Here is a 19,541-nt window from a genome sequence, read left to right on the forward strand (position 1 = left end):
GTTGACCGACCTGAACACCTTTGTCAGCGCGGGGAGTTTTTCGGCGGTGGTGCCTTACCTTGCGGGCGGCGTAATTTTGACCGATGCACCGGGGCACGGGGCGCGGCGACGGGCACTCAATCCTGGCTTCGGGAAAGGGAGTGTTCAACAACTGCGCGAGCGGATGCGGCAAGCATCGTCCCCCGTACCGACAGGCCGCTTCAACGCCCTGGCCTGGGCAGACGAAACTGTCCGGCGGCAGCTCAACGCGGCGTATTTCGCCAGTGAGTTCGACGACCGGTTGCTGGCGGCTTTTCTGGCTCCATTGCGGCGTCCCTTTCCGGTACCGGCCCTTCCCCGGCCACTGCTGTTCAGGCGGGTCGAGCAGGAAATCAGGCGACTGGCCGAGCGGCGACTGCGTGAAGGTGGTGACGACCTGCTGTCCACGCTGGCTCCACTGCCGGGGGGCTTGCTGGAAACGCGCATCAGCCTAGCGGCAGCGCACGACACCACGACCCATGCGCTGGCCTATGCCGTCTGGGAACTCGCCAAAGCGCCGCAGGATCAGACTCCGCACACTCATTCCGCTGTATTGAAAGAAGTGTTGCGCCTTTATCCGCCGGGCTGGATGGGCAGCCGTCGCCTGAGCCGCGCCGCAGAGTGGCAGGGCACCGAAATCCCGCGCGGCACGCTGGCGCTGTATTCGCCCTACCTAACAGGACGCGACCCAACGCTGTGGGAGCGGCCCCTGGACTTCCGGCCAGAACGCTGGGAGAAGTCGCCTCCTGCCTGGGCGTATCTCCCCTTTGGCGGCGGGGAGCGGACCTGCCTGGGCGTGCACCTCGCGCAAACGTTGATTCTGGACGTGCTGGCCGAGTTGCCGCCGCTGCAGGCGCACTGGGGGAACGACGAGCCGCACCCCGGTATCACGCTGGGACCGCGCGGGCCGCTGGTCGTGGAGCGGCGCTAGAGCATTTGACAAAAAGATGGCACAGCTTTTTGGCGAGCGGACTGGGACAGCTCGCAGAGAGCGAGTACAAAACACGGAGCAGAACGGAGAATGGAGCGGGTGACGGTGTTGTTCCGACGCACGCGTAATTCGGAGAACTGCTCTAGGTGTTCTGCCGGGTGTGCAGCCTGACCTTGACAGCAAACGTGCGGTAAAAGTCGTCGTTGGCGAGGTAAGCGAGGTGGTCGGAGCGCACGTTGCCGAGAAAAGGAAAGGCGGTGTCGTGGGCATCCAGAATGACGCCCTCGGCGCGGAAGCTGAGCAGGTCGCTGTAGCTCCAAACATTCCAGAAGTACCCGGCGTGCGGCGAATCGCGCAGCGCGGGCGTGGGCAACTCTTCCTGCTCGACAAATTGGCCCAGCTCACGGAACAGCCCGACCTGCGACCCGACCGCGCACCAGAAGTCCACCCGCAGGTTCTGCGCCTCTGGGTCGGCGGGCAGGTAAGCGGTCAGGGCGTCGTAGATGAGTTGCCCGCCCATGCTGTGGGTCAGGACGACAAGCGGTTCGCCGGGAGCCGCGTGTGCCTGCGCCGCCTTGAGGCCCTCAATGACCCGCGTCATCACCGGGCCGGGTCGTCCGGGGGTGCCGCGTCCGCCCACATAAGCGATGACGTCCCCTATGAACAGCGGGACGAAGTCCTCGAATGGGCCGGCGCACCGTGCTCAGCGTGCGGCTCAGGCCCCGGCGGCGCTGCACGACCAGGCGACTCGGCAGCCTCGGTTCTTCCAGCCGGGCCAGCAGCGGCACCGCTGGAAGACGCGCCTCCACCGCCGAGAGCAAAAAAGGCCACTGGCGCTGCTGGGGCAAGGCGAGCAGGATGCTGCGCAGGTTCTCGTCGCGGGCCACGCTCCAGACGGCTTCGAGCAATGTGGGCCAGTCGCGGGTGAGACTACGGCGCTCGAAGTCGTCTTCCAGCGCTTCGCCGAGTTCGTCGGGGGTGAGGTCGGCAGGGGCCCGGTCACGCGCCGCCTGCTCTCGTGACCCCAGCGAGCGGCCCTCACCCGCGTAGGAGGCGCCGAGGTCGCCCCAGTAGATCTGGCTGAAGTGCACCTCGTCCGGAGCGTCAGGCCGCACGGCGGGCGCCACGACCTCGCGCAGGCGGCGGCGAATCTCGGGCCACTGGACGCCGCTGGTCACGTGGTTGACCTGTTCCCAGCCGGGGTCGCCTTCCTGACGGACCGCCACGCCGTGGATAAAGACGATGGGCATGGTCAGAGGGTAGAGGGTTTCGTCGGAATCAGTGCCCGCAAAGCCGCCGGGTCGTCCACAAACAGACTCAGGCACTGGCTCTCACGTCGTCTTCCCCAAAAACCGCGCAGGACAACAGGAGCGGTCAGATGCAAGGTGACATTCGGCACGACCAGGATGTTGAGGTTGCGGGCTTCCCGGTGATGGCCAGATGTCAGCTGCGCGATGTGCTCAAGAGGAATCTCGACCTGCCAGAACACGCCCTGCCGCAGGTAAAAGGTCCCGTCGCGCACGAAGCTGGGAAAGCGCTCGTAGCTGCGAGCGAGAGCCAGCAGGTAGAGGACGACAGACATGTCGGCGAGGGTAATGAGCCAGGCGAAAAGAGCACCGCCGTCGCGATACAGCGCCATGTGAAGCGCGAAATGGACGGGCAGTTCCATGAAAATGTAGATCCAGATAAAGACGCTGCGCCCCGCTTTCAGGTGCGAAGTCACTGGAACAGCGTTCGCCGGCACCAGCGCAGGTCCACGTTTCAGGGACCACCACGTCAGGACCCCGTGGGTCAACACATGGGCCAGCGGGCCGGGTAGAGCCTGCGCCAATTGCGACTGCACCGCTGCTACCTGGTCGAGAACAGTTCCCATTTTCCCGAAACCCCGGAACACTTGCACAACGCTCCAGACGGCGACACCGAGCAGCAGAGGTTCCAGCAAAGAGAGCGCTAGGAGGCGAACACTCGTCGAAGGCAGGGTCAGTCCGCCAAGGAGCAGACCACAAAAGAGCACGCCGACTCCCACCTTCGCGTTGAAACTCCTTTTCGGACTCGTCCACCTCGCGATAAGGAGGCTGGTCACCGTCAAGTCAAACAACACAGCCAGAGCCGCCAGGAAGGAGGCCGCCCCCACTCCCCCGGCGTCTATGTTTTGCAGCAAGAGGGGCAGCAGTAGGGCAGCCAAAGCAGCGACTCCCACCTGAAAAAAGAAAGCTGGTGGTCCCCGAAACTGAACTGTTGGTAACATATTTAAAGGTAAAAATTACAGAGCGTCAGGACAAGGAAGAATGTCCAGTCCTGGCCGACGCTCTTCTCATGGACATTCGCCCCGGCATCACCTAAACTTAGACCGAGTACAAAACTATTCTCACCGGAGGTCACATGAAGATCAAAAAAGCCGCCGTTATCGGCGCGGGCGTGATGGGCGCTGCCATCGCCGCGCAACTCGCCAACGCGGGGATTCCCGTGTTACTGCTCGACATCGTTTTGCCCGACAAGCCGGACCGTAATTTCCTGGCGAAGGCCGGCGTTGAGCGCGCCCTCAAGGCCCGCCCCGCCGCGTTCATGGACAACGACCGCGCCAGGCTGATCGAAGTCGGCAACCTCGAAGACGACCTGAAGAAGCTCAAGGACGTGGACTGGGTTCTGGAAGCCATCATCGAGAAGCTCGACGCCAAGCACGACCTGTGGGAAAAGGTCGAGAAGGTGGTCAAGAAGACGGCCATCATCTCGTCGAACTCCTCGGGCATTCCCATGCACCTGCAAATCGAAGGGCGCAGTGAGGATTTCCAGCGCCGCTTCGTGGGCGCGCACTTCTTCAACCCGCCGCGTTACCTGCACCTGCTGGAAGTCATTCCGACCGACAAGACCGACCCGCAGGTCGTCAAGGACTTCAGTGAATTTGCCGAGCACACGCTGGGCAAGGGCGTGGTCGTCGCCAACGACGTGCCGGGCTTCGTCGCCAACCGCATCGGGGTGTACGGCATCGTGCGCGCCATGCAGCACATGGAAAAGTACGGCTTGACCCCCGCTGAAGTGGACCAGCTCACCGGTCCCGCGCTGGGCCGCGCTTCTTCGGCGACTTTCCGCACCGCCGACCTCTCGGGCCTCGACATCATCTCGCACGTGGCGACCGACATCGGCGGCGTGACTCCTGACGACGAGGACTTCACCCTCACCGAGAGCTTCAAGAACATGGTCGCGGGGGGCATTCTGGGCGACAAGTCGGGCAGTGGCTTCTACAAGAAGACCAAGGACGAGAAGGCAAGACCAAGATTCTCAACCTGAACCTGCAAACCGGCGAATACGAAGACCAGGGCAAGGTGCGCGTGCCCGCCGTGGACGCCGTGAAGGGCAAACCTCTCGCCGAGCGCGTGAACGCCCTGTACACCCTGGAAGGCAAGGAAGGCGACTTCCTGCGCGCCACCATGAACGACGGCTTCTGGTATGCCGCCAAGATGGCCGGCACGGTCAGTGGCCGCCTCCAGGACATCGACAACGCCCTGAAGTGGGGCTTCGGCTGGGAACAGGGCCCCTTCGAGACGATGGACACCATCGGCGTGCAGCAGGTGATTAAGAACCTGGAAGCCGAAGCCGCACCCTGCCCCCGCTGCTCCAGAAGATGAAGGAGTCCGGCGCCGACAAGTTCTACAACGGCAACGAGACTGTGACTCCCAGCGGCGAAAAGACCGAGTTCAAGGCGCCCTACTTCATCGTGGCCGACCTGAAAAAAGACGCCACTAAGGTCGTCAAAAAGCGCCCCGGCGCCAGCGTGGTGGACCTGGGCGACGGCGTGCTGCTCGTCGAATGGCACGCCAAGATGAACGCCCTGGGCGAAGACCAACTGCGCGCCGTGCAGGACGCGCACAAGCTGGTGCAGGACATGGGCTACGCCGGGCTGGTCGTGGGCAACCAGGGCGAGCACTTCAGCGCCGGGGCCAACCTGCCGCTGATCCTCGCGCAGGCGCAGGCCGACGAGTGGGACGAACTGGACGACCAGATCAAGCAGTTCCAGCAGACCACCACCTCCATGCGCTTCTCGCCGCACCCCACCGTGTCGGCGCCCTTCAACATGACGCTGGGCGGCGGCTGTGAATTCAGCCTGCACGCCGACCGCGTGGTGGCGAGCGCCGAAACGTACATGGGCCTCGTCGAAGTCGGCGTGGGCCTGATTCCCGGCGGCGGCGGCACCAAGGAAATGCTGCTGCGCTTTACCGACCTTCAGCAACCCGGGCAGCAACTCGGCATGACCCTGCTGCCCGCCGTGCAGCGCGCCTTCGAGCTGATCGCCACCGCCAAGGTGAGCACCTCGGCCCTGGACGCCCGCAAGCTCGGCTTCCTGAAGGACCACGACACCGTGGTGATGAACAAGAACCACGTTATCGAGGAAGCCAAGCGCACCGTGCTGGCCCTGGCCCCCGACTACGTGCAGCCCGTGATGCGCACCGACATCCCCGTGATGGGCGACGCGGCCATCGGCGCCATCAAGTCGGCGCTCTACGGCATGCACGAGGGCGGCTACATCACCGATTACGACCTGGTGGTCAGCAACGAACTCGCCCGCGTCCTCTCGGGCGGCACCGGCAACAACCGCACCGCCAAGGTCAGCGAGCAGCACCTGCTGGACCTCGAACGCGAAGCCTTCCTGACCCTCGCCGGCAAGAAGGGCACCCAGCAGCGCATTGAGCACATGCTCAAGACCGGCAAGCCGCTGCGGAACTGAGTGCTTTGACCCTCCCCCACGGGTGGAGAGGGTCAGAAAAGCCAAAATCCCCCATGCCCAACTTCCTCCGCCGCCTCAAAACCACGCCCAAGCGCAAGCTCGCGCTGTGGGCCGCCCTCGGCTACTCCGCGCTGGTGCTGGGCGGGGCGCTGCTGGGCGCAGAGATCGTGCTGCGCTCCAAGACGCGCTGGGTGAAGGGCGACTTCGTGCCGGTGGGACGACGCGGCAACAAGCTGTACTTGCCTGCCTCGCCGGAGACGCTCTCGAAGGGGCCGCTCGGCATCGTGCCGCTGCTGCCTAACCGGGGGCATCTGGTGGTGGGGCCGCACCGCATGGTGGGGACGGTAGTGGAGCGGCCTATCTTGCAGGAGCGTGGCGCTCTGCCGCAGGGCGCGCTGGCGTGGGTGTCCACGTACCTCTACAACGGCACCCCCGCGCAACTCGGCGCCGAGTACGAGGACGTGCTGGTGCCGACCGAGGTGGGCGAGATGCCCGCGTGGCACATGCCGCCGCGCCACGCCGAGAAAGACGCCCTCATCGTCGTCGTTCACGGGCACGGGGGGCAGCGGGCGCAGGCGCTGCGGATGCTGCCCGCCATGCTGCGCACCGGCTGCGGCTCGCTCTTCGTCACCTTCCGCAACGCTTACGGGGCGCCGAAGGTGGGCAAGGGCTACCTGACGCTGGGTGACACCGAAGCCGAGGACGTAGTGGCGGCCCTCGCCTGGGCGCGGGAGCAGGGGTACAAGCGGATTATTCTCTTCGGCTTCAGCATGGGCGGCAACATCGTGCTAAGCGTGCTGCGACCCAAGTTCGAGCCGTATCCGCTGCCGATTGTGGGCGTCATGCTCGACTCGCCCGCGCTGGAGTGGCGCGACACCATTCGCTGGCAGGCGCAGCGCTTCGGCCTGCCGGGGTTTCTCGCCCGGCGGGTGGGGCGCTTTACGCAGCGCATCGTGACCCAGCGCAGCGGGCAGGATTTCGATGTGGTGGATCAGATCGCCGCCGCGCCACACTTCAAGGTGCCCATCCTGATGTGGCACGGCACCCGCGACCACACCATTCCTCTGGCCCAGGCCGAAGCCCTCTATGCCGCCCGGCCCGACCTCGTGGAGTTTCACCGCGTGGAAGACGCCAAGCACATCCGCACCTGGAACATCAGTCCAAAAGAGTACGACGGGCAGTTGGAACGGTTCGTGGCGCGGGTGTTGGGGAGGGAAAGCTGTGAATAACAGTTTCGCTCAGGAGGGGCTGGGGCAGATACTTATGCAGCTGTCCGAGTTCAACCAAGGGGCGGCACAGTGGCTTGGTGATGCAATCCAAGACGTTGAGCTTGCCGGTAAGATAAGCAATGACCTGAGTGTAAGTCACGGCACTTCTATCTTTCCTATAGAAGGTATGCCTTTCTTACAAGTTTCTAGCAGTGTTTCTATCAACTTCGGTGGCCTCGAAAGACTCTGGTGGTGTATCCTGCTTAATCTTTCTATAGATGGCGAGCAAACCATTTCTGCACGCTGCCGAATAGAAGCTCGGCATCCTACAGAATACGGGCCACAAGATGTCTGCCGCATTTACCAGTCATCTCTACCCAATGGTCCGGAAGGCGTCCGCATGGTGGAGGAAACGTGTCTCAAAACTTTTCAACATCTGCAACGAACTCTGCAAGGTAAAACGGCACACGAAGCTTTTGATAATTACCGAACAGAAAGCTACTCTCACCATTCATCTCAATACAAATCCCTCAAGGAGTAAACACAATGCGTGACGCTGTAATCGTTTCCGCTGTTCGTACCCCCGTTGGGCGCGGTGTCAAAGGCACCCTCGCCAACACCCGCCCCGACGACCTCGCCGCCCTGGTCATGAACGAAGCCATCAAGCGTGCGGGCGTGGACGCCGGAGTCGTGGAAGACGTGTACCTCGGCTGCGCCATCCCCGAAGCCGAGCAGGGCCTGAACGTGGCCCGCCTCGCCGCGCTGCGCGCCGGACTGCCCGACAGCGTGGGCGGCGTGACCGTCAACCGCTTCTGCTCCAGCGGCCTGCAAACCATCGCCATGGCGGCGGCGGCCATTCAGACCGGGCAGGCCGACGTGATGCTGGCCGGCGGCGTGGAAAGCATGAGCATGCTGCCCATGAGCGGCCACAACCCCAGCCCCAACCCCGACCTGGTGGACGACCGCCCCGGCGCCTACATCGGCATGGGCATGACCGCCGAGAACGTGGCCGCCAAGTACGGCGTAAGCCGCGAGGACCAGGACAAGTTCGCCTACGCCAGCCACCAGAAGGCCGCCGCTGCGCAGGACGCCGGCAAGTTCGACGCCGAAATCGTGCCGGTGCCGGTGCGCAAAGACAGCGTGAAGGGAACCAAGCTGAAGTCCGACACGGTCATGTTCGACAAGGACGAACTGATTCGCCGCGACGCCAACCTGGAAGACATGGCCAAAGTGCGCCCGGCCTTCAAGCTGGGCGGCAGCGTGAGCGCGGCCAACTCCAGCCCCTTCTCCGACGGCGCGGCTGCCGTGCTGCTGATGAGCGGCGAAAAGGCGCAGGAACTGGGCGTGAAGCCCCTGGCGAAGTTCATCGGCTTCGCGGTGGCGGGCGTGGCCCCCGAAGTGATGGGTATCGGCCCCGTGGCCGCCGTGCCCAAGGTGCTCAAGCAGACCGGCCTGACGCTGGACGACATTGACCTGATCGAGCTGAACGAAGCCTTCGCCGCGCAGAGCCTCGCCGTGGTGCGCGAACTCGGCATCGACGAAAGCAAGCTGAACGTGAACGGCGGCGCGATTGCGCTGGGCCACCCGCTCGGCTGCTCGGGCGCCAAGCTGACCACCACCGCCATCTACGAACTCGGGCGCCGAGGCGGCGGCAAAGCCTTGATTACCATGTGCATCGGCGGCGGCATGGGCGCGGCGGGCATCATCGAGGTCTACCCCGCCGAAACGGCGCAGGCTGCCGACTGAGCCGAGTGACAAAGGCAGCGGGCCGAGCACTTTTGGCCTGAGCCTGAACTGGAAAGGGACGCTTCCGCAAAGGGGGCGTCCCTTCCTCTGTTAAAGCTCCGCTCAAGCCTTTGCCCCGGCCTTTCCTCACCGTCCTCAGAAACAGTGGAGGCATGGACGAACAGGAAATGTTGACGGCCCTGCGCGAACTTTTCCCGCGTGCGGAGGTCACGGAAGCGATGAATGCCTTCTTCTGGTTTGCGGAAGGCGACGAGCGCAAGCTGATGCCCTTTTTGACGCTGGTGACGACCGACGAGCACGACCGCGCCTCTCGGCTTTCCCGTGAGGGCGCCTACCGTCTCAACTTCAGCTTGACGCCCGCCGAGTACGCCTCCCGTTTCGGACCCCTGCCGAAGGCGCGGGCCGACTGGGGCGTGGTGGACACGGGGTTTGACTACGCCGCGCCGGACCGCTTGATGCCGCATCCCATCTACGCGCCGTTGGGGTGGGCGTGCATCGTTCGTCCTGGCCGGGAAAGCTTTGAGGCGCTGGTTCCGCTGCTCCGGGCGGCGTATGAGCGGGCATTGACCTGAGCGATAGAACCCTATTCTCCTTCTTGACCCTGGCCCTTTGCATGATTCCCGTGACACTGGCTGGTTATCCTGAGAATCAGAGGCCACAACGTGTCGAAAATAGGGATTTATGCGGATTTGCCTTTGCCTGAAGAGTGGCAAGGAATAGTAGAGGGGTTGCGCCCAGCATCCCTGCGGCGGCCTCAGCGCGAGCTCTCGGCGCTGGGGCACTTGGTGGATGCCTGCTTGCATGTGGTGGATGACGAGCGCAACCGCGCCCTGATCTGGGGCCGATTTGGGGCAGGGCAGACCTTGCAAGAGGCCGGGGACGCGCACGGCATCACGCGGGAACGGGTCCGGCAGGTGGTGAACAGGTCGAGTCGCCTGTTTCTGAGAAATGCCCGCGTGCGCCAGATTGCCGACGCCGTATTCGCTGGCCTGGGACGGGAAGGCCCGATTTTGCTGAGTGTGCGCGGCGCGTGCAGTGCTGAGCAGCCTGGGGCTTCCCCTGAGCAGCTCTGGGATTTCATGCTGAATATCTGGCGCGAGGTGCAGAAACGCCCGGTGCAGAGCGTGCCGCTGGGCGATGACCTCTATCTGTTTTCACCCCAGCCCCTGCCGAGTGAGCGCGAAGTGGCACGCCGTATGGCGGAGCGGGGCTCGTTTCTTTATCCGGCGCAACTGGCGGCCCTGCTGGAAGTCGCGCCCAACGAAGTGGAAGCAGTGGCCTGCGGTTTGCCCCGGCTGGTCAGGACGCAGAGCGGGCTGTACGGACTACGTGGTTGGACGCTGCCGCAACTGCTCAAAGCAGTAGCCGAGCAACTCGCCCGCGCGGGGTTTACCGAGTGGCATTTCAGCCAGATTGGTAAGGCAGCCGCCTTTTTTGACACTGACCTGGAACACACACCCTCACGCAACTTTGCCGCCGTGCTTAGCCGCTCTGAGGTCAACTCCTTTGAGCACGCCGGGCGTGATGGCTGCTGGCGGCTGGCTTCGCTGGGCGACGGCCACGGCAGCAATCTGGAAGCCATTCGTGCTGTGCTGGAAGAAGCCGACACTCCGCTGCACTGGACGGACATTCAGGAAAGGCTCTCAAGGCAAGTACACGACGGCACCGTGGTGGCCCTGCTAACCCGCGAACCGGACTTCGTGAACCTGGGACGCAGTGTCTTTGGCCTGCGGGACCGGGCGTACGACACCATGGAGACACAGACCGAGGAAGCCTTTATGCGTGACCTGTTCAGGCAAATGAGTCGCGACTGGGTTCCGGCGATGCTGGCTGAAGACCTGGCAGCCGGGCGCGGCCTGGACGTTCAGCAGTTGCGGCGGGTAGGGCGCGTCTCCGAAGAATTCCGCTTCTGGAAATGGGGCACGGGCGAAGTGCTGTATGTCACGCCGGAGGAGGCCAACCGGCGCTTTTTCCGCCGCTGGTTTGCAAGTCGGGAGGACCGTGAGCTGCCTGAAACTGATGTCTTACTGGCCGGTCTGCGGCTGGCCTTTGAGCAGCGAGACCGCGACATCCTGTGCCAAACCTACGAATGTCTGAGGCGACGCGGCGGCACCTTGCCCCCCGAGGCAGCGCACTGGGTGGACTGGGCACTGGGGTAACGGGCCTCGTGTTGACGTCGATAGGCCGATGAGAGCGTATGAACTTCAACCGTTCCCATGCACTACGCTCCCCCTATGGCCCGCCGCAATTCCCAGTCCACCTGGCCCGAAGCCCCCGCCGCCGAAGCGCCGCCCACCTGTGCCCTCTGCGGGCGTGAGGTGCCCGAACTCGTGCAGCACCACCTCGTGCCCATCATCGCGGGCAAGCGCAAGGGGCTCAGGCCGCAGGACCTGCCCACCGTGGGTCTGTGCCCGGCCTGCCAGCAGTACCTGCACAGCACTTTTTCCATCAACGAACTGGCGACCGAGCTGAACACGCTGGAAGCCCTGGAGCAAAACGAGCAGGTGCAGAAGTTCGTGAAGTGGGTCCGCAAGCAGCCCGCCACCAAAGGTGTGAAGGCGAAAGGGCGGGAGTAACTAGCGGCCTTCGCGGGCGAACCGTTCCAGCTCCGCCCCAGCGTCGGCAGCGCTGAACTTGCCGCGCACCTTCAGCAGAGTGCCGGTACTGGCGTCGTATTCGGCCAGGCGGTTATCCACATACCGCACCAGCACGCGCTGACCATCGGGCGAGAGGCGGGCGTCCATAGCCCCGGCGCCGCCTGTTTGCGCCGCGCCTTTTGGGTAGGGCAGGCGGGAAATGGTGGCGATATACGCGCCGGTTTTGGCGTTCCAGACAGAGGCAGGCCCTGAAGAATAAGCGTTTGGACGAACGAAGGCCATGCGCTCGCCATCTTGGCTAAACGTCACCTTGCCATTGTAAAAGCTTTCTCGTTTGTCGTTGTAGACGAAAGAAATTCGTTCCAGCGTCGCCAGATTCCAGAGCGAAGGTGAGGGAAAGTAAGCGGGCCTGCGTGGGTCAGCCCGCTCCTTTGAACCGCTGAAATCCAGCAACAAGCGCTCGCTGTCCGGTGTGAAATCGGCTCCGAAAATACGGAAGTAGACGCTTAGGAAGGTTTTGACCCGCTCTCCCTTCGCTGTGTCCCAGAGCTGCACGTAGCCGCTGCCGTCCGCGATGTTGAGCAGCCAGCGCCCGTCCGGGCTAAATTTGCTTGCCGTCACCGCGTTCAGCCCCGGCGTCGTCGCCTGGAACAGCACTTTTTCGCCGTCGTAGACCTGCATGGTGGCCTGTCCGGGCGGGGTGTTGTGCGCGATGTCAGCACGCAGTTGGGCGGAGGCGCAAGTGCACAGCAGCAGCGTCAGCAGAGGCCAGGTTTTTCGCATGGCTCAGGCTACGGCGGGTGTGGGCCGGAAGCGTCCATCAAAAGTTGGCGAGCCTTGCCGGGCAGAGTGCCGTGGGCTGGCCCCTTGAGACGGATTTCGTCCCATTCCCCCACATCCATGACAGCACTGGATACGGGTCCATTTCCCAAAATCCGTCTTGGCTGCTGCTCACTCCGTTCGGATGAAATCCCCAAAACCGTGAGGATTCCACCGCAGTCCGTAAGACAGGAGGTCCACGCTAGCATCGGCCTATGCGCCGTCCTCGCCTCGCCCCGCTGTATGGGGTGCCGTCCACCGCCCTGCTTGCCCTGCTGCAAAGTGTGCAGTGGTGGCAGAGTGTCCGTGCCGGGTCGCCCAGCACTCTTTTGCCGTGGTCCGCGGCGCTGCTCTGGGGCGCGACCATCGGCGCGCTGCTGCACGCTTTCTGGCCGGGAACCCTGCCGGGCGACGAGCGCGGACGGCTGGCCTGGGGAGGCGGCGGCACCGTCCGGGCGCTGTACAGGGTGCCCACACTGCTGCTGTGCCTCTACCCGCTCGCCTTGACCCTGCGCCCGCCAGCCGCCGCAGTGCAGACGGAGGGGCAACGGAGTCAGAGCGCCCTGCAAAACCTGGCCGATGAAGTCGGGGAGCTGCATTCCGGCTCCTGTGACGCTCTGCCGGGCTGGCCGGGCAACGTGCAGGCGGGCGCCGCGCGGTGCCTGTCGAGCCTCAGCGACGGTCATGTGCTGGTGCAGAAGTTGCAGGCCGCCGTAAACCGCAGCGCCGCGCAGGTGGTGGACGCAACGGAGACGAGCACGACCGCGCTGCCCGTGACCCGGCAAGGCAATCTGGTCGTGGGCAAGGTGCATCTGCTGGCGTATGGCGAGCTGGGTGACCGCCACCGGGCCCCGATCACGCTGGAATATAGCGGTCTGGTGTACACGGGGCGCACGGGGCCGCTCAATGCCGCAGAGCGCGCCTTTTCGCAGAGTCGCTTCAAGAGCTACGTCATCCTGAGGCCCGGCCATGTTTAAGCTGCCGCCACCCCGCTGGCGTCCGCGCGCCGCGCCCTTCCGGTTGATGACGGTGCTCCTGGTCATCGTGCTGGGCGGGTACCTCCTGCTCGTGTTCAGCGTTTTTTTGAGCGACGACTTCGAGGCCGTGGATTGGCTGCTCGTCCCGATGCTGCTTCTGCCTTTTCTACTGGGGGCCCAATTCCACGCCTCTTCCGGGGGCCCGCAGGAACTGGGCGCTCTCGCCGCGCCCATACAACTGTGGCGCGACCCCAAACTGCGGACCCTGCCCGAGCTGCCGCCGCTGCCGCGCTGGAAAGTGGCGTTGTCTTACCTGGTGCCGCTGCTGGTTTCGGCTGGGATGCTGGTGTGGATGCTGCCGGATGTTCAGCGCAGGGACCAGTTTTCCAGCGGCACCTTCTGGCGGCAGGCGGCGGTGGAGGACATGGAGCGGGCGGCGGCGAACGTGGGGTTTATCCGGGTGGGCTGTCAGGACTTTCCGGTGAAGACCCGCCCGGAGTCGCTGTGTTTCATCGCGCCGCCGGACCGGGCGCCCAGCCCCCGGCAACCGCTCACGCAGGCATTGCCGCAGTGGGTGGGACAAAACCTGAGCTGGATAGAGATTGATTTCAAGCACCCCGACTCGGACCCGAAACCGGTTCGGCACGACGTGGCAGCGCCGCCCCTGGCTTTTCGGCGTGGGGGCGGCGTGGCGGGCGTGTCCACGCAGCTCGACCTGCCCGTCACCGCTGAGGCGGGAAAAGCGCCGGTGCTGGGGGCCTTTCAGCTCGACGGGCTGGAACGGACAGGGCCGCCGTCCGGCACGGTGCCCGCCGCTTTCGCCACGCAGGAACGCTGGCTGCGCGCACAGGTGTTCAAGGCGTATTTCGTGGTGACGCCGCTGAAATAGACCTGCTCTCCTGGACCGGTCTATGAGCTAGGATGAGAGCCACCTTCCAATCCGTTCCCTTTCGGCGGCTTTCCGTTTCCATCCCTCATTCCTGACCCCAGGAGGAATCCCATGTCCCGTTTCTCGTCCCGTCTGCTCTGGTTGGCCGTGCCTGCTCTGCTGGGAACGTCCGTGTTCGCCGCCACTACTCCGGGCACCACTCCCCAGGGCACTGCTGCGCCCAAAAATCCGCTCGCCCTGCAATTCAAGACGCCGAGCGCGGCGCGGGGCGCTGCTATCGCCGGGACCTGCGCGGGGTGCCACGGCAAGACGGGGGTGAGCGTCCAGGCCGACATTCCCAGCCTCGCCGGGCAGATTCCCAACTACACCCAGTTTCAGCTCGCGGCATTCCGCGCCAAGTTGCGCCCCAGCAACGTGATGCAGCAGGTGGCGTCCAAACTGTCGGACCAGGACATCGCCGACCTCAGCGCCTACTACGCGGCGCAGGCGGTCGGCCCCGCGTGGAAGGCCGAGCCTGCCGCCCGCGCACGCGGTCAGAAGCTCTTCACCGCCGGCGACCCGGCGCGCAACGTGATTGCCTGCGCGGTGTGCCACGGCAGCAACGGGCGCGGGCTGAACGCGAACCACATCGCCAGCGTGACCAACCTGCCGCCCGAGTACGCGCTGGAGGTGCTCAAGGAATTCCACGAGGCCCCCACCTTCGGCGGTCTCGTGCCGCCTGAAACCATGCGCATTGCCGTCAAGCCGCTGACCGACAAGGACCTCAAGGACGTGGCGACCTACATCAGCAGCATGAAATAAACGGGCCGTTGTCCGCCTGCCCTGTTTCAGCCTCCCCCTCCAGTACGCGAGGGGGTTTTTGTTGCCCGTAGACTGAGGCGCGATGAGACCCCTCTCCTCCCCCCTGGCCTGCCGGACGCGGCGGTGAAGTCTTCCCGCCTGACCGGCTGGCTGCTGGCACTGCCCGCGCTCGTGTTTACGGCGCTGCTGCTTGCACTCCCGCTGGGGCGCACGCTGGCCGAGGGCGGCGTGAATCTGGGGGTGTGGCGCGACCCGTATTTTCTGGAACGGCTGGGCTGGACGCTGACGCAGGCGGCGGGCACGGCGGGGCTGGCACTGCTGGTGGGGGCACCGCTCGCCTACCTGCTCTCGCGCTATGAAGTGCCGGGGAAAGGGGCCTTTTTGCGGCTGCTGCTGCTCCCCTTCGTGACGCCGACGCTGGTCGCGGTGCTGGGGCTCACGGCGCTGGCGGGGCCGCACGGGTGGCTGACGCGGTTGACGGGCCTGGACCTCAGCGAGACGCCCGCGCTGCTCATCTGGGGCAACCTCTTTTTCAACCTGCCGGTGATGATTCGCCTCGCCTACGGGGGCTTTGCGCGGGTGCCGACCAACCTGATCGGCGCGGCGCGCACGCTGGGAGCGTCGGGGGCGCGGGCGGCGTGGGACGTGGCGCTGCCGCTCGCGCTGCCGGGGCTGGCGGCGGGCGCGGTGCTGGTCTTTCTGTACTCGGCGCTGAGTTTCGGGCTGCCGCTCGCGCTTGGCGGCGAACGCTACGCCACGCTGGAAGTCGAGATTTATACCCTGACCGCGCTGCAACTGCGGCTCCCCGAAGCGAGTGCGCTGATCGTGGGACAACTTGCGCTCACGCTGGTGGCGACCTGGCTCTACACCCGGCTCACGCGGGGCGGCGCGGGCGTGGCGACGGGCGGCCTGCCGAGGGCGCGTGGGGGGGCGCTGGCAGGCATCACGCTGCTCGGCGGGCTCACGCTGCTGGTGTGCTTTGCGCCGCTGCTGGCAGTGGTCGTGCGCGGGCTGGTCGGGTCGGCGGGTCCGACGCTGCTCTACTGGCGGGGCGTGGTGAATGACGAGCAGACGCCGCTGCTGCTCGGCAACACGCTGCGGTTCGGGGCGCTCGCCCTGCTGGGGGCCACCGCGCTCGGCGGGCTGTACGCGCTGGGGGCGTGGCTGGCGCGCTCGCGGGTGCTCGACCTGATTTCGCTGCTGCCGCTGATGGTCTCGCCGGTTTCGCTCGCGGTGGGCTACCTGCTCGCCTACCCGGTGCTGGCCGCCACGCTGCCGATGCTGATCGCGGCCTACACCCTGCTCGCGCTGCCGCTGCTGGTGCGCTCGCTGCTGCCGGCGCTGCGGGCCATTCCACCCCGGCTGTTCGAAGCGGCGCGGACGCTGGGGGCCTCTCCCCTGGCGGCGCACCGCACGGTCACGCTGCCGCTGACTTTGCCGGCCCTGCGCGGCGGTGCGGCGCTGGCGCTGGCAACGGTGCTCGGCGAGTTCGGCGCAACCCTCGTCCTGACCCGCCCGGAATGGGCCACCCTTTCCACCGGCCTGTATGAACGCCTGGGCCGCCCCGGCGAGCGCAACCTCGGCGAAGCGTGCGCGCTGGCGACGGTGCTGCTGCTGCTCTCGGCCACCGCGTTCACGGTGCTCGACGGGGGCGAGGGCGAAGTCACTTGAAACAGCCTGCTCCCCCACACCGGGACACCTGAAACAAGACAGGCATCAGTCTCAGCGGGCATACTCGCCGAATGCGCTTTTTTGCCGCCCCCTCCCTCACTTCTCCGCGCCGCCTGCGGCCCCTCTTGACGGCGCTGCTGCTGACTGCCGCGCCCGCCGCCTGGGGCGCGCTGCCGGGCGGCTCGGCGCAGGCCGCGCAGTATGTCGGTTCGGTACAGCTCACCCTCAACGTGGACCAGACCCTCGGCGAGGCCAACGGGCAGCCGGTCACGTTGCCGCTGCCGCCGCGCAACGTGGGCGGGCGGCTGATGGTGCCGCTGCGCGAGACCGCCGACGCTCTGGCGCAGCCCGTCACCCTGGTGGGCGGGCAACTGCAAATCGGGCAACTGATGGTCAACCCGGCGGTGGGGCAGGCGTGGCTGTCGGGAGCAGCGCAGGAAGCGGGCAACGTGGCCGTGGTCGGGGGCGCGGTGTACGTCAGCGCCCGGCTACTCGCCGACGGGCTGGGCGCCAACTTCACGGCGGACGGAGCGGGGCGCTCGGTGACCATCACCCGCTGCGCTCGGGCGGCAACCCGCTGGCGCCGCAAGCCCGCTTTTCCACCGACAAGGTGGTGTACGCGCCCGGCGAGCGGGTCATCTACACCGAGTACCCCTTCGACCCCGACGGCGCCAACATCACGGCGCGGCGCTGGAGCGGCAAGCAGGACGTGTTTTTTCAGCCCGGCACCTACGCCGTCTCCCTTCAGGTGACCAACTCACGGGGCGTGCAGAGTGAGCCTTTTACCCGGACCATTCGCGTGCAGGGGGCCGCTGTGGACACCCCGCTGGGCTACGCGCTCAAGTACTCCGAACTCGGCGACGCCATCAGCGACCCGCAGGTGCTGAGTTACCCCACCGTCGTGGCGCAGCCGGCGGAGCGCGAGAATTTTCCGCTGCTGTTCAGCGACAGCCCCGAAGCCCCGTCCCAGAGCGGAGTGCTGTACCAGGACACGGTGGCGGGGCGGGCGCGGCTGCTCGCGTATCACCTCAACGCCCTGGGCAAACCGGCGCGGCTGTACGTGATGGCGCGCAATGTCGAGGCGCGTCCGGTGCAGGTCCGCACCGAGCGGCAGGGCGAGACGGCGCCCACCCGTGTGGAAGGGCAGCTCGGGCAGGTCACGCTGCTCGACTATTTTGCCAGCACCGCCGACCACACGCTGACGCTCGCGCCCGGCGAGTTCGCCGCCGTGTACGCCAGCCCCACCCTCAGCGCGGGCAGCGGGGTCAACGTGCTGCAAGACCTGACGACCACGGGCCGGGTCGAACTCACCTTCCTGATGCTGGAAGACGGCCTGCCGCCCACCCTGCAAGTCTTGCAGCAGTTGCCTTACCTGCCCGCCGACGGGCGGCACCAGCGCGGCACCTTTCCCGAAGCGGTGCGGGCGCTGCGGGTGAACCTGACGCGGCTGCCCGCCCGGCTGGTCATCGGCGACGGACTGGTGGACCCGGCGATTACTGGCGTAGACCGCCTGACCGGGCAACCGATGCGGCTTTCGGGCAACTACGGCGTGCTGTACGACCTCGAAATCAACGGCACCGCCGGCACCGCCGTGGCGCTCAGCCCGCGCGGGGGCCTGTACCGGGGCGCCATGAACATTCAGGACGGCACGGTCAACCAGACCATCAAACTGCCGCGCACCGGCAACGCGATTGCCCCCAACCAGCCGGTGCTGCTGTGGCGCCCGGCAACCAACCGCCTGAACATCGACTTCGTGCCGGCGAGTGGCAGCAGCCTGCCGGTCAGCCTCGTCTTCTACCCCGCCCGCCTGCCGGGGCTCGACGGCGCGGTGAAGACGTACCAGCCCTAGAGCATTGGAAAAAGACCCCCTCACCCCTTGCTTCGCAAGGCCCTCTCCCACCAGTGTAGAGGGTCAAAAACGCGAGGCATTCTTATGTCAAAGGCTCTGGAGGAGCACCTTCAAGGAAGGCAGAGGCCGGGAGCAAATCATCTTCCCGGCCTCTGCTCTGTTCCCTGCTACTCCCTACCCGTCGCCACGCACGCCCAGTTCTTCGCCGTGGTCGCGCAGCCAGCGGTGCCAGCGGGCGTGGTCCGGCATCACGCGGGCGACGTGCGCCCAGTAGCGCGGCGAGTGATTGAGTTCGAGCAGGTGCGCCGCCTCGTGCAGCGCCACGTAGTGCAGCACTTCCAGCGGCGCCCGGCTGAGCAGCCAGTGCAGCCGGACATCGCCCGCCGCCGTGCAACTGCCCCAGCGCGAGCGGGTGGCACTCACCCGGACGCAGCGTAGGCGATCACGGGCGCCGAGCCGCGCGGCATAGTCCTCGACCAAAGCCGTGTAGGTCGACAAGACGGCGCGGCGGGTCCAGCGTTCGACCTCGGCGGCGAGGTTTTCCGCTGGCACAAGCAGTTCGTCGCCCACGCGCCGGGCCTGCGTCACCGGGGCGGCGCACAAGGTCAGACTTTCGCCCAGAAAGGCCAGCGGCGAGCCGTCGCTCAGCGCAGGCGGAGCCGGGCGGCGGCGCTGCTCGCCCAGGTGTTGCCGCAGCCAGCCCTGTTTGGCCTCCACGAAGGCGCGGATGGTCGCGTCGGGCAGCCCCGCCGGCGCGTAGGCCGTAATCACGCCGCCGCGCACTTGCAGCGCCAGCGTGCGGCGGCGGGCACTGCGGCGCACCTGCACGTCGAGGCCCGCCACCTGCCAGTGTGTCTCCGGAGCAGAGCGGGTCATGCCCACCGCACAGTGAGGCGTCATCTTTCCCTCAAACAGAGCACCCCCGAACAGGGGCGGGTCACAGCGCCTCCGGGCTGTCAGTCCATTCGGCCACCGGCACGAAGGTCACGCCCTCGCCGCTGACCGCTGTGACACGGTAGGCGCGGTCGAATTGCACCAGCAACTCGCCCCGGTCGAGCCAGCGCGGCGAGACGACCGGCTTGCGAAAGAAGAAATTGCCGTCGTCGTCGAGGGCGATGTGGGCACTTTTGGTAAAGCGGAATTCTACCACCTCGCCGTGCCGCTCGGTCCGCACCCGCACGCGAAAGGCCTGGTCGTCGTCTTGCTGCACGAAAGGGTGGGCCGTTCGCCGGGGCCGCAGAAAACCGAACATGCCCTAGGCTAGAGCAGTCCTGAGCAAAAGTTGAGGGTGGGCGGCTCCCCTTGCGTGTCA

The 19,541-nt window shown here is 65.9% G+C and carries 19 protein-coding genes and 1 pseudogene (1 of these 20 cut by a window edge); 14 read left to right on the top strand and 6 right to left on the bottom strand.

Annotation, left to right across the window (positions count from 1 at the left end):
• Positions 1-949, top strand: partial view of a beta-carotene 2-hydroxylase CYP287A1 gene (locus DR_RS12720; protein ID WP_010889098.1) — the 3' portion only. 197 nt of this gene lie to the left of the window's left edge; the window shows 949 of its 1,146 coding nt (coding positions 198-1,146); the start codon falls outside the window, past its left edge; the stop codon is at positions 947-949.
• 142 nt (positions 950-1,091) lie between these two features.
• Here the strand turns inward: DR_RS12720 and DR_RS12730 are convergent, their stop codons facing one another.
• Genes DR_RS12730 through DR_RS12740 form a run of 3 tightly spaced genes read right to left on the bottom strand, consistent with a single transcriptional unit; the run spans position 1,092 to position 3,134 of the window.
• A complete protein-coding gene (locus DR_RS12730) occupies positions 1,092-1,550 on the bottom strand; it encodes a hypothetical protein (RefSeq protein WP_164927995.1) in 459 nt (152 codons plus the stop codon).
• The gene (locus DR_RS12735; RefSeq protein ID WP_010889100.1) at positions 1,534-2,199 is read right to left on the bottom strand and encodes a hypothetical protein; all 666 of its coding nucleotides are present in this window, start codon (positions 2,197-2,199) and stop codon (positions 1,534-1,536) included. Before DR_RS12735 ends, DR_RS12730 begins: the two co-directional genes overlap by 17 nt.
• 2 nt (positions 2,200-2,201) lie before the next feature.
• On the bottom strand, positions 2,202-3,134 hold the full coding sequence (locus tag DR_RS12740; RefSeq protein ID WP_162177728.1) for a hypothetical protein: 933 nt from the start codon (positions 3,132-3,134) through the stop codon (positions 2,202-2,204).
• A 197-nt stretch (positions 3,135-3,331) separates the two neighbouring features.
• Between DR_RS12740 and DR_RS12745 the strand changes: the two are divergent.
• From DR_RS12745 to DR_RS12775, 7 genes and pseudogenes are all read left to right on the top strand, one after another.
• A pseudogene (locus DR_RS12745) lies at positions 3,332-5,672 on the top strand (3-hydroxyacyl-CoA dehydrogenase NAD-binding domain-containing protein).
• Between the two features lie 53 nt (positions 5,673-5,725).
• The gene (locus DR_RS12750) at positions 5,726-6,901 is read left to right on the top strand and encodes an alpha/beta hydrolase family protein (RefSeq protein WP_034350610.1); all 1,176 of its coding nucleotides are present in this window, start codon (positions 5,726-5,728) and stop codon (positions 6,899-6,901) included.
• Complete coding sequence (locus tag DR_RS12755) at positions 6,894-7,421, top strand: hypothetical protein (RefSeq protein ID WP_010889104.1); 528 nt, start codon at positions 6,894-6,896, stop codon at positions 7,419-7,421. The genes DR_RS12750 and DR_RS12755 overlap by 8 nt, the downstream gene beginning before the upstream one ends.
• Before the next feature lie 5 nt (positions 7,422-7,426).
• A complete protein-coding gene (locus tag DR_RS12760; RefSeq protein ID WP_010889105.1) occupies positions 7,427-8,626 on the top strand; it encodes a thiolase family protein in 1,200 nt (399 codons plus the stop codon).
• Between the two features lie 152 nt (positions 8,627-8,778).
• Positions 8,779-9,198: a DUF6194 family protein gene (locus DR_RS12765; RefSeq protein ID WP_027480128.1), complete on the top strand. Its 420-nt coding sequence runs from the start codon at positions 8,779-8,781 to the stop codon at positions 9,196-9,198.
• Positions 9,199-9,354: 156 nt separating this feature from the next.
• Positions 9,355-10,785, top strand: coding sequence for a sigma factor-like helix-turn-helix DNA-binding protein (locus DR_RS12770; protein WP_162177727.1), 1,431 nt, complete (start codon positions 9,355-9,357; stop codon positions 10,783-10,785).
• Between the two features lie 75 nt (positions 10,786-10,860).
• Positions 10,861-11,202, top strand: coding sequence for an HNH endonuclease (locus DR_RS12775; protein ID WP_027480126.1), 342 nt, complete (start codon positions 10,861-10,863; stop codon positions 11,200-11,202).
• Here DR_RS12775 and DR_RS12780 read toward each other — a convergent pair whose 3' ends face one another.
• Positions 11,203-11,904: a WD40 repeat domain-containing protein gene (locus DR_RS12780; RefSeq protein ID WP_227085965.1), complete on the bottom strand. Its 702-nt coding sequence runs from the start codon at positions 11,902-11,904 to the stop codon at positions 11,203-11,205.
• 353 nt (positions 11,905-12,257) lie between these two features.
• Between DR_RS12780 and DR_RS12785 the strand changes: the two genes are divergently transcribed.
• From DR_RS12785 to DR_RS12805, 6 genes are all read left to right on the top strand, one after another.
• On the top strand, positions 12,258-13,019 hold the full coding sequence (locus tag DR_RS12785) for a hypothetical protein (RefSeq protein WP_010889110.1): 762 nt from the start codon (positions 12,258-12,260) through the stop codon (positions 13,017-13,019).
• Positions 13,012-13,908 (top strand): hypothetical protein, encoded by an 897-nt coding sequence (locus DR_RS12790; RefSeq protein WP_051618927.1) that lies wholly within the window; start codon positions 13,012-13,014, stop codon positions 13,906-13,908. The genes DR_RS12785 and DR_RS12790 overlap by 8 nt, the downstream gene beginning before the upstream one ends.
• A 111-nt stretch (positions 13,909-14,019) precedes the next feature.
• Positions 14,020-14,709 (top strand): cytochrome c4, encoded by a 690-nt coding sequence (locus tag DR_RS12795; protein ID WP_010889112.1) that lies wholly within the window; start codon positions 14,020-14,022, stop codon positions 14,707-14,709.
• Positions 14,710-14,832: 123 nt separating this feature from the next.
• The gene (locus DR_RS12800; protein WP_010889113.1) at positions 14,833-16,380 is read left to right on the top strand and encodes an ABC transporter permease; all 1,548 of its coding nucleotides are present in this window, start codon (positions 14,833-14,835) and stop codon (positions 16,378-16,380) included.
• 71 nt (positions 16,381-16,451) lie between these two features.
• Positions 16,452-17,132: a hypothetical protein gene (locus tag DR_RS17255; protein WP_420895950.1), complete on the top strand. Its 681-nt coding sequence runs from the start codon at positions 16,452-16,454 to the stop codon at positions 17,130-17,132.
• Complete coding sequence (locus tag DR_RS12805; protein WP_420895961.1) at positions 17,018-18,229, top strand: copper amine oxidase N-terminal domain-containing protein; 1,212 nt, start codon at positions 17,018-17,020, stop codon at positions 18,227-18,229. Before DR_RS17255 ends, DR_RS12805 begins: the two co-directional genes overlap by 115 nt.
• Before the next feature lie 174 nt (positions 18,230-18,403).
• Here the strand turns inward: DR_RS12805 and DR_RS12810 are convergent, their stop codons facing one another.
• A complete protein-coding gene (locus DR_RS12810; RefSeq protein WP_162177725.1) occupies positions 18,404-19,105 on the bottom strand; it encodes a M48 family metallopeptidase in 702 nt (233 codons plus the stop codon).
• Positions 19,106-19,166: 61 nt separating this feature from the next.
• The gene (locus tag DR_RS12815) at positions 19,167-19,481 is read right to left on the bottom strand and encodes a hypothetical protein (protein ID WP_010889116.1); all 315 of its coding nucleotides are present in this window, start codon (positions 19,479-19,481) and stop codon (positions 19,167-19,169) included.
• Positions 19,482-19,541 lie beyond the last annotated feature (60 nt).

It is taken from the genome of Deinococcus radiodurans R1 = ATCC 13939 = DSM 20539, assembly GCF_000008565.1.
GTDB lineage: Bacteria > Deinococcota > Deinococci > Deinococcales > Deinococcaceae > Deinococcus > Deinococcus radiodurans.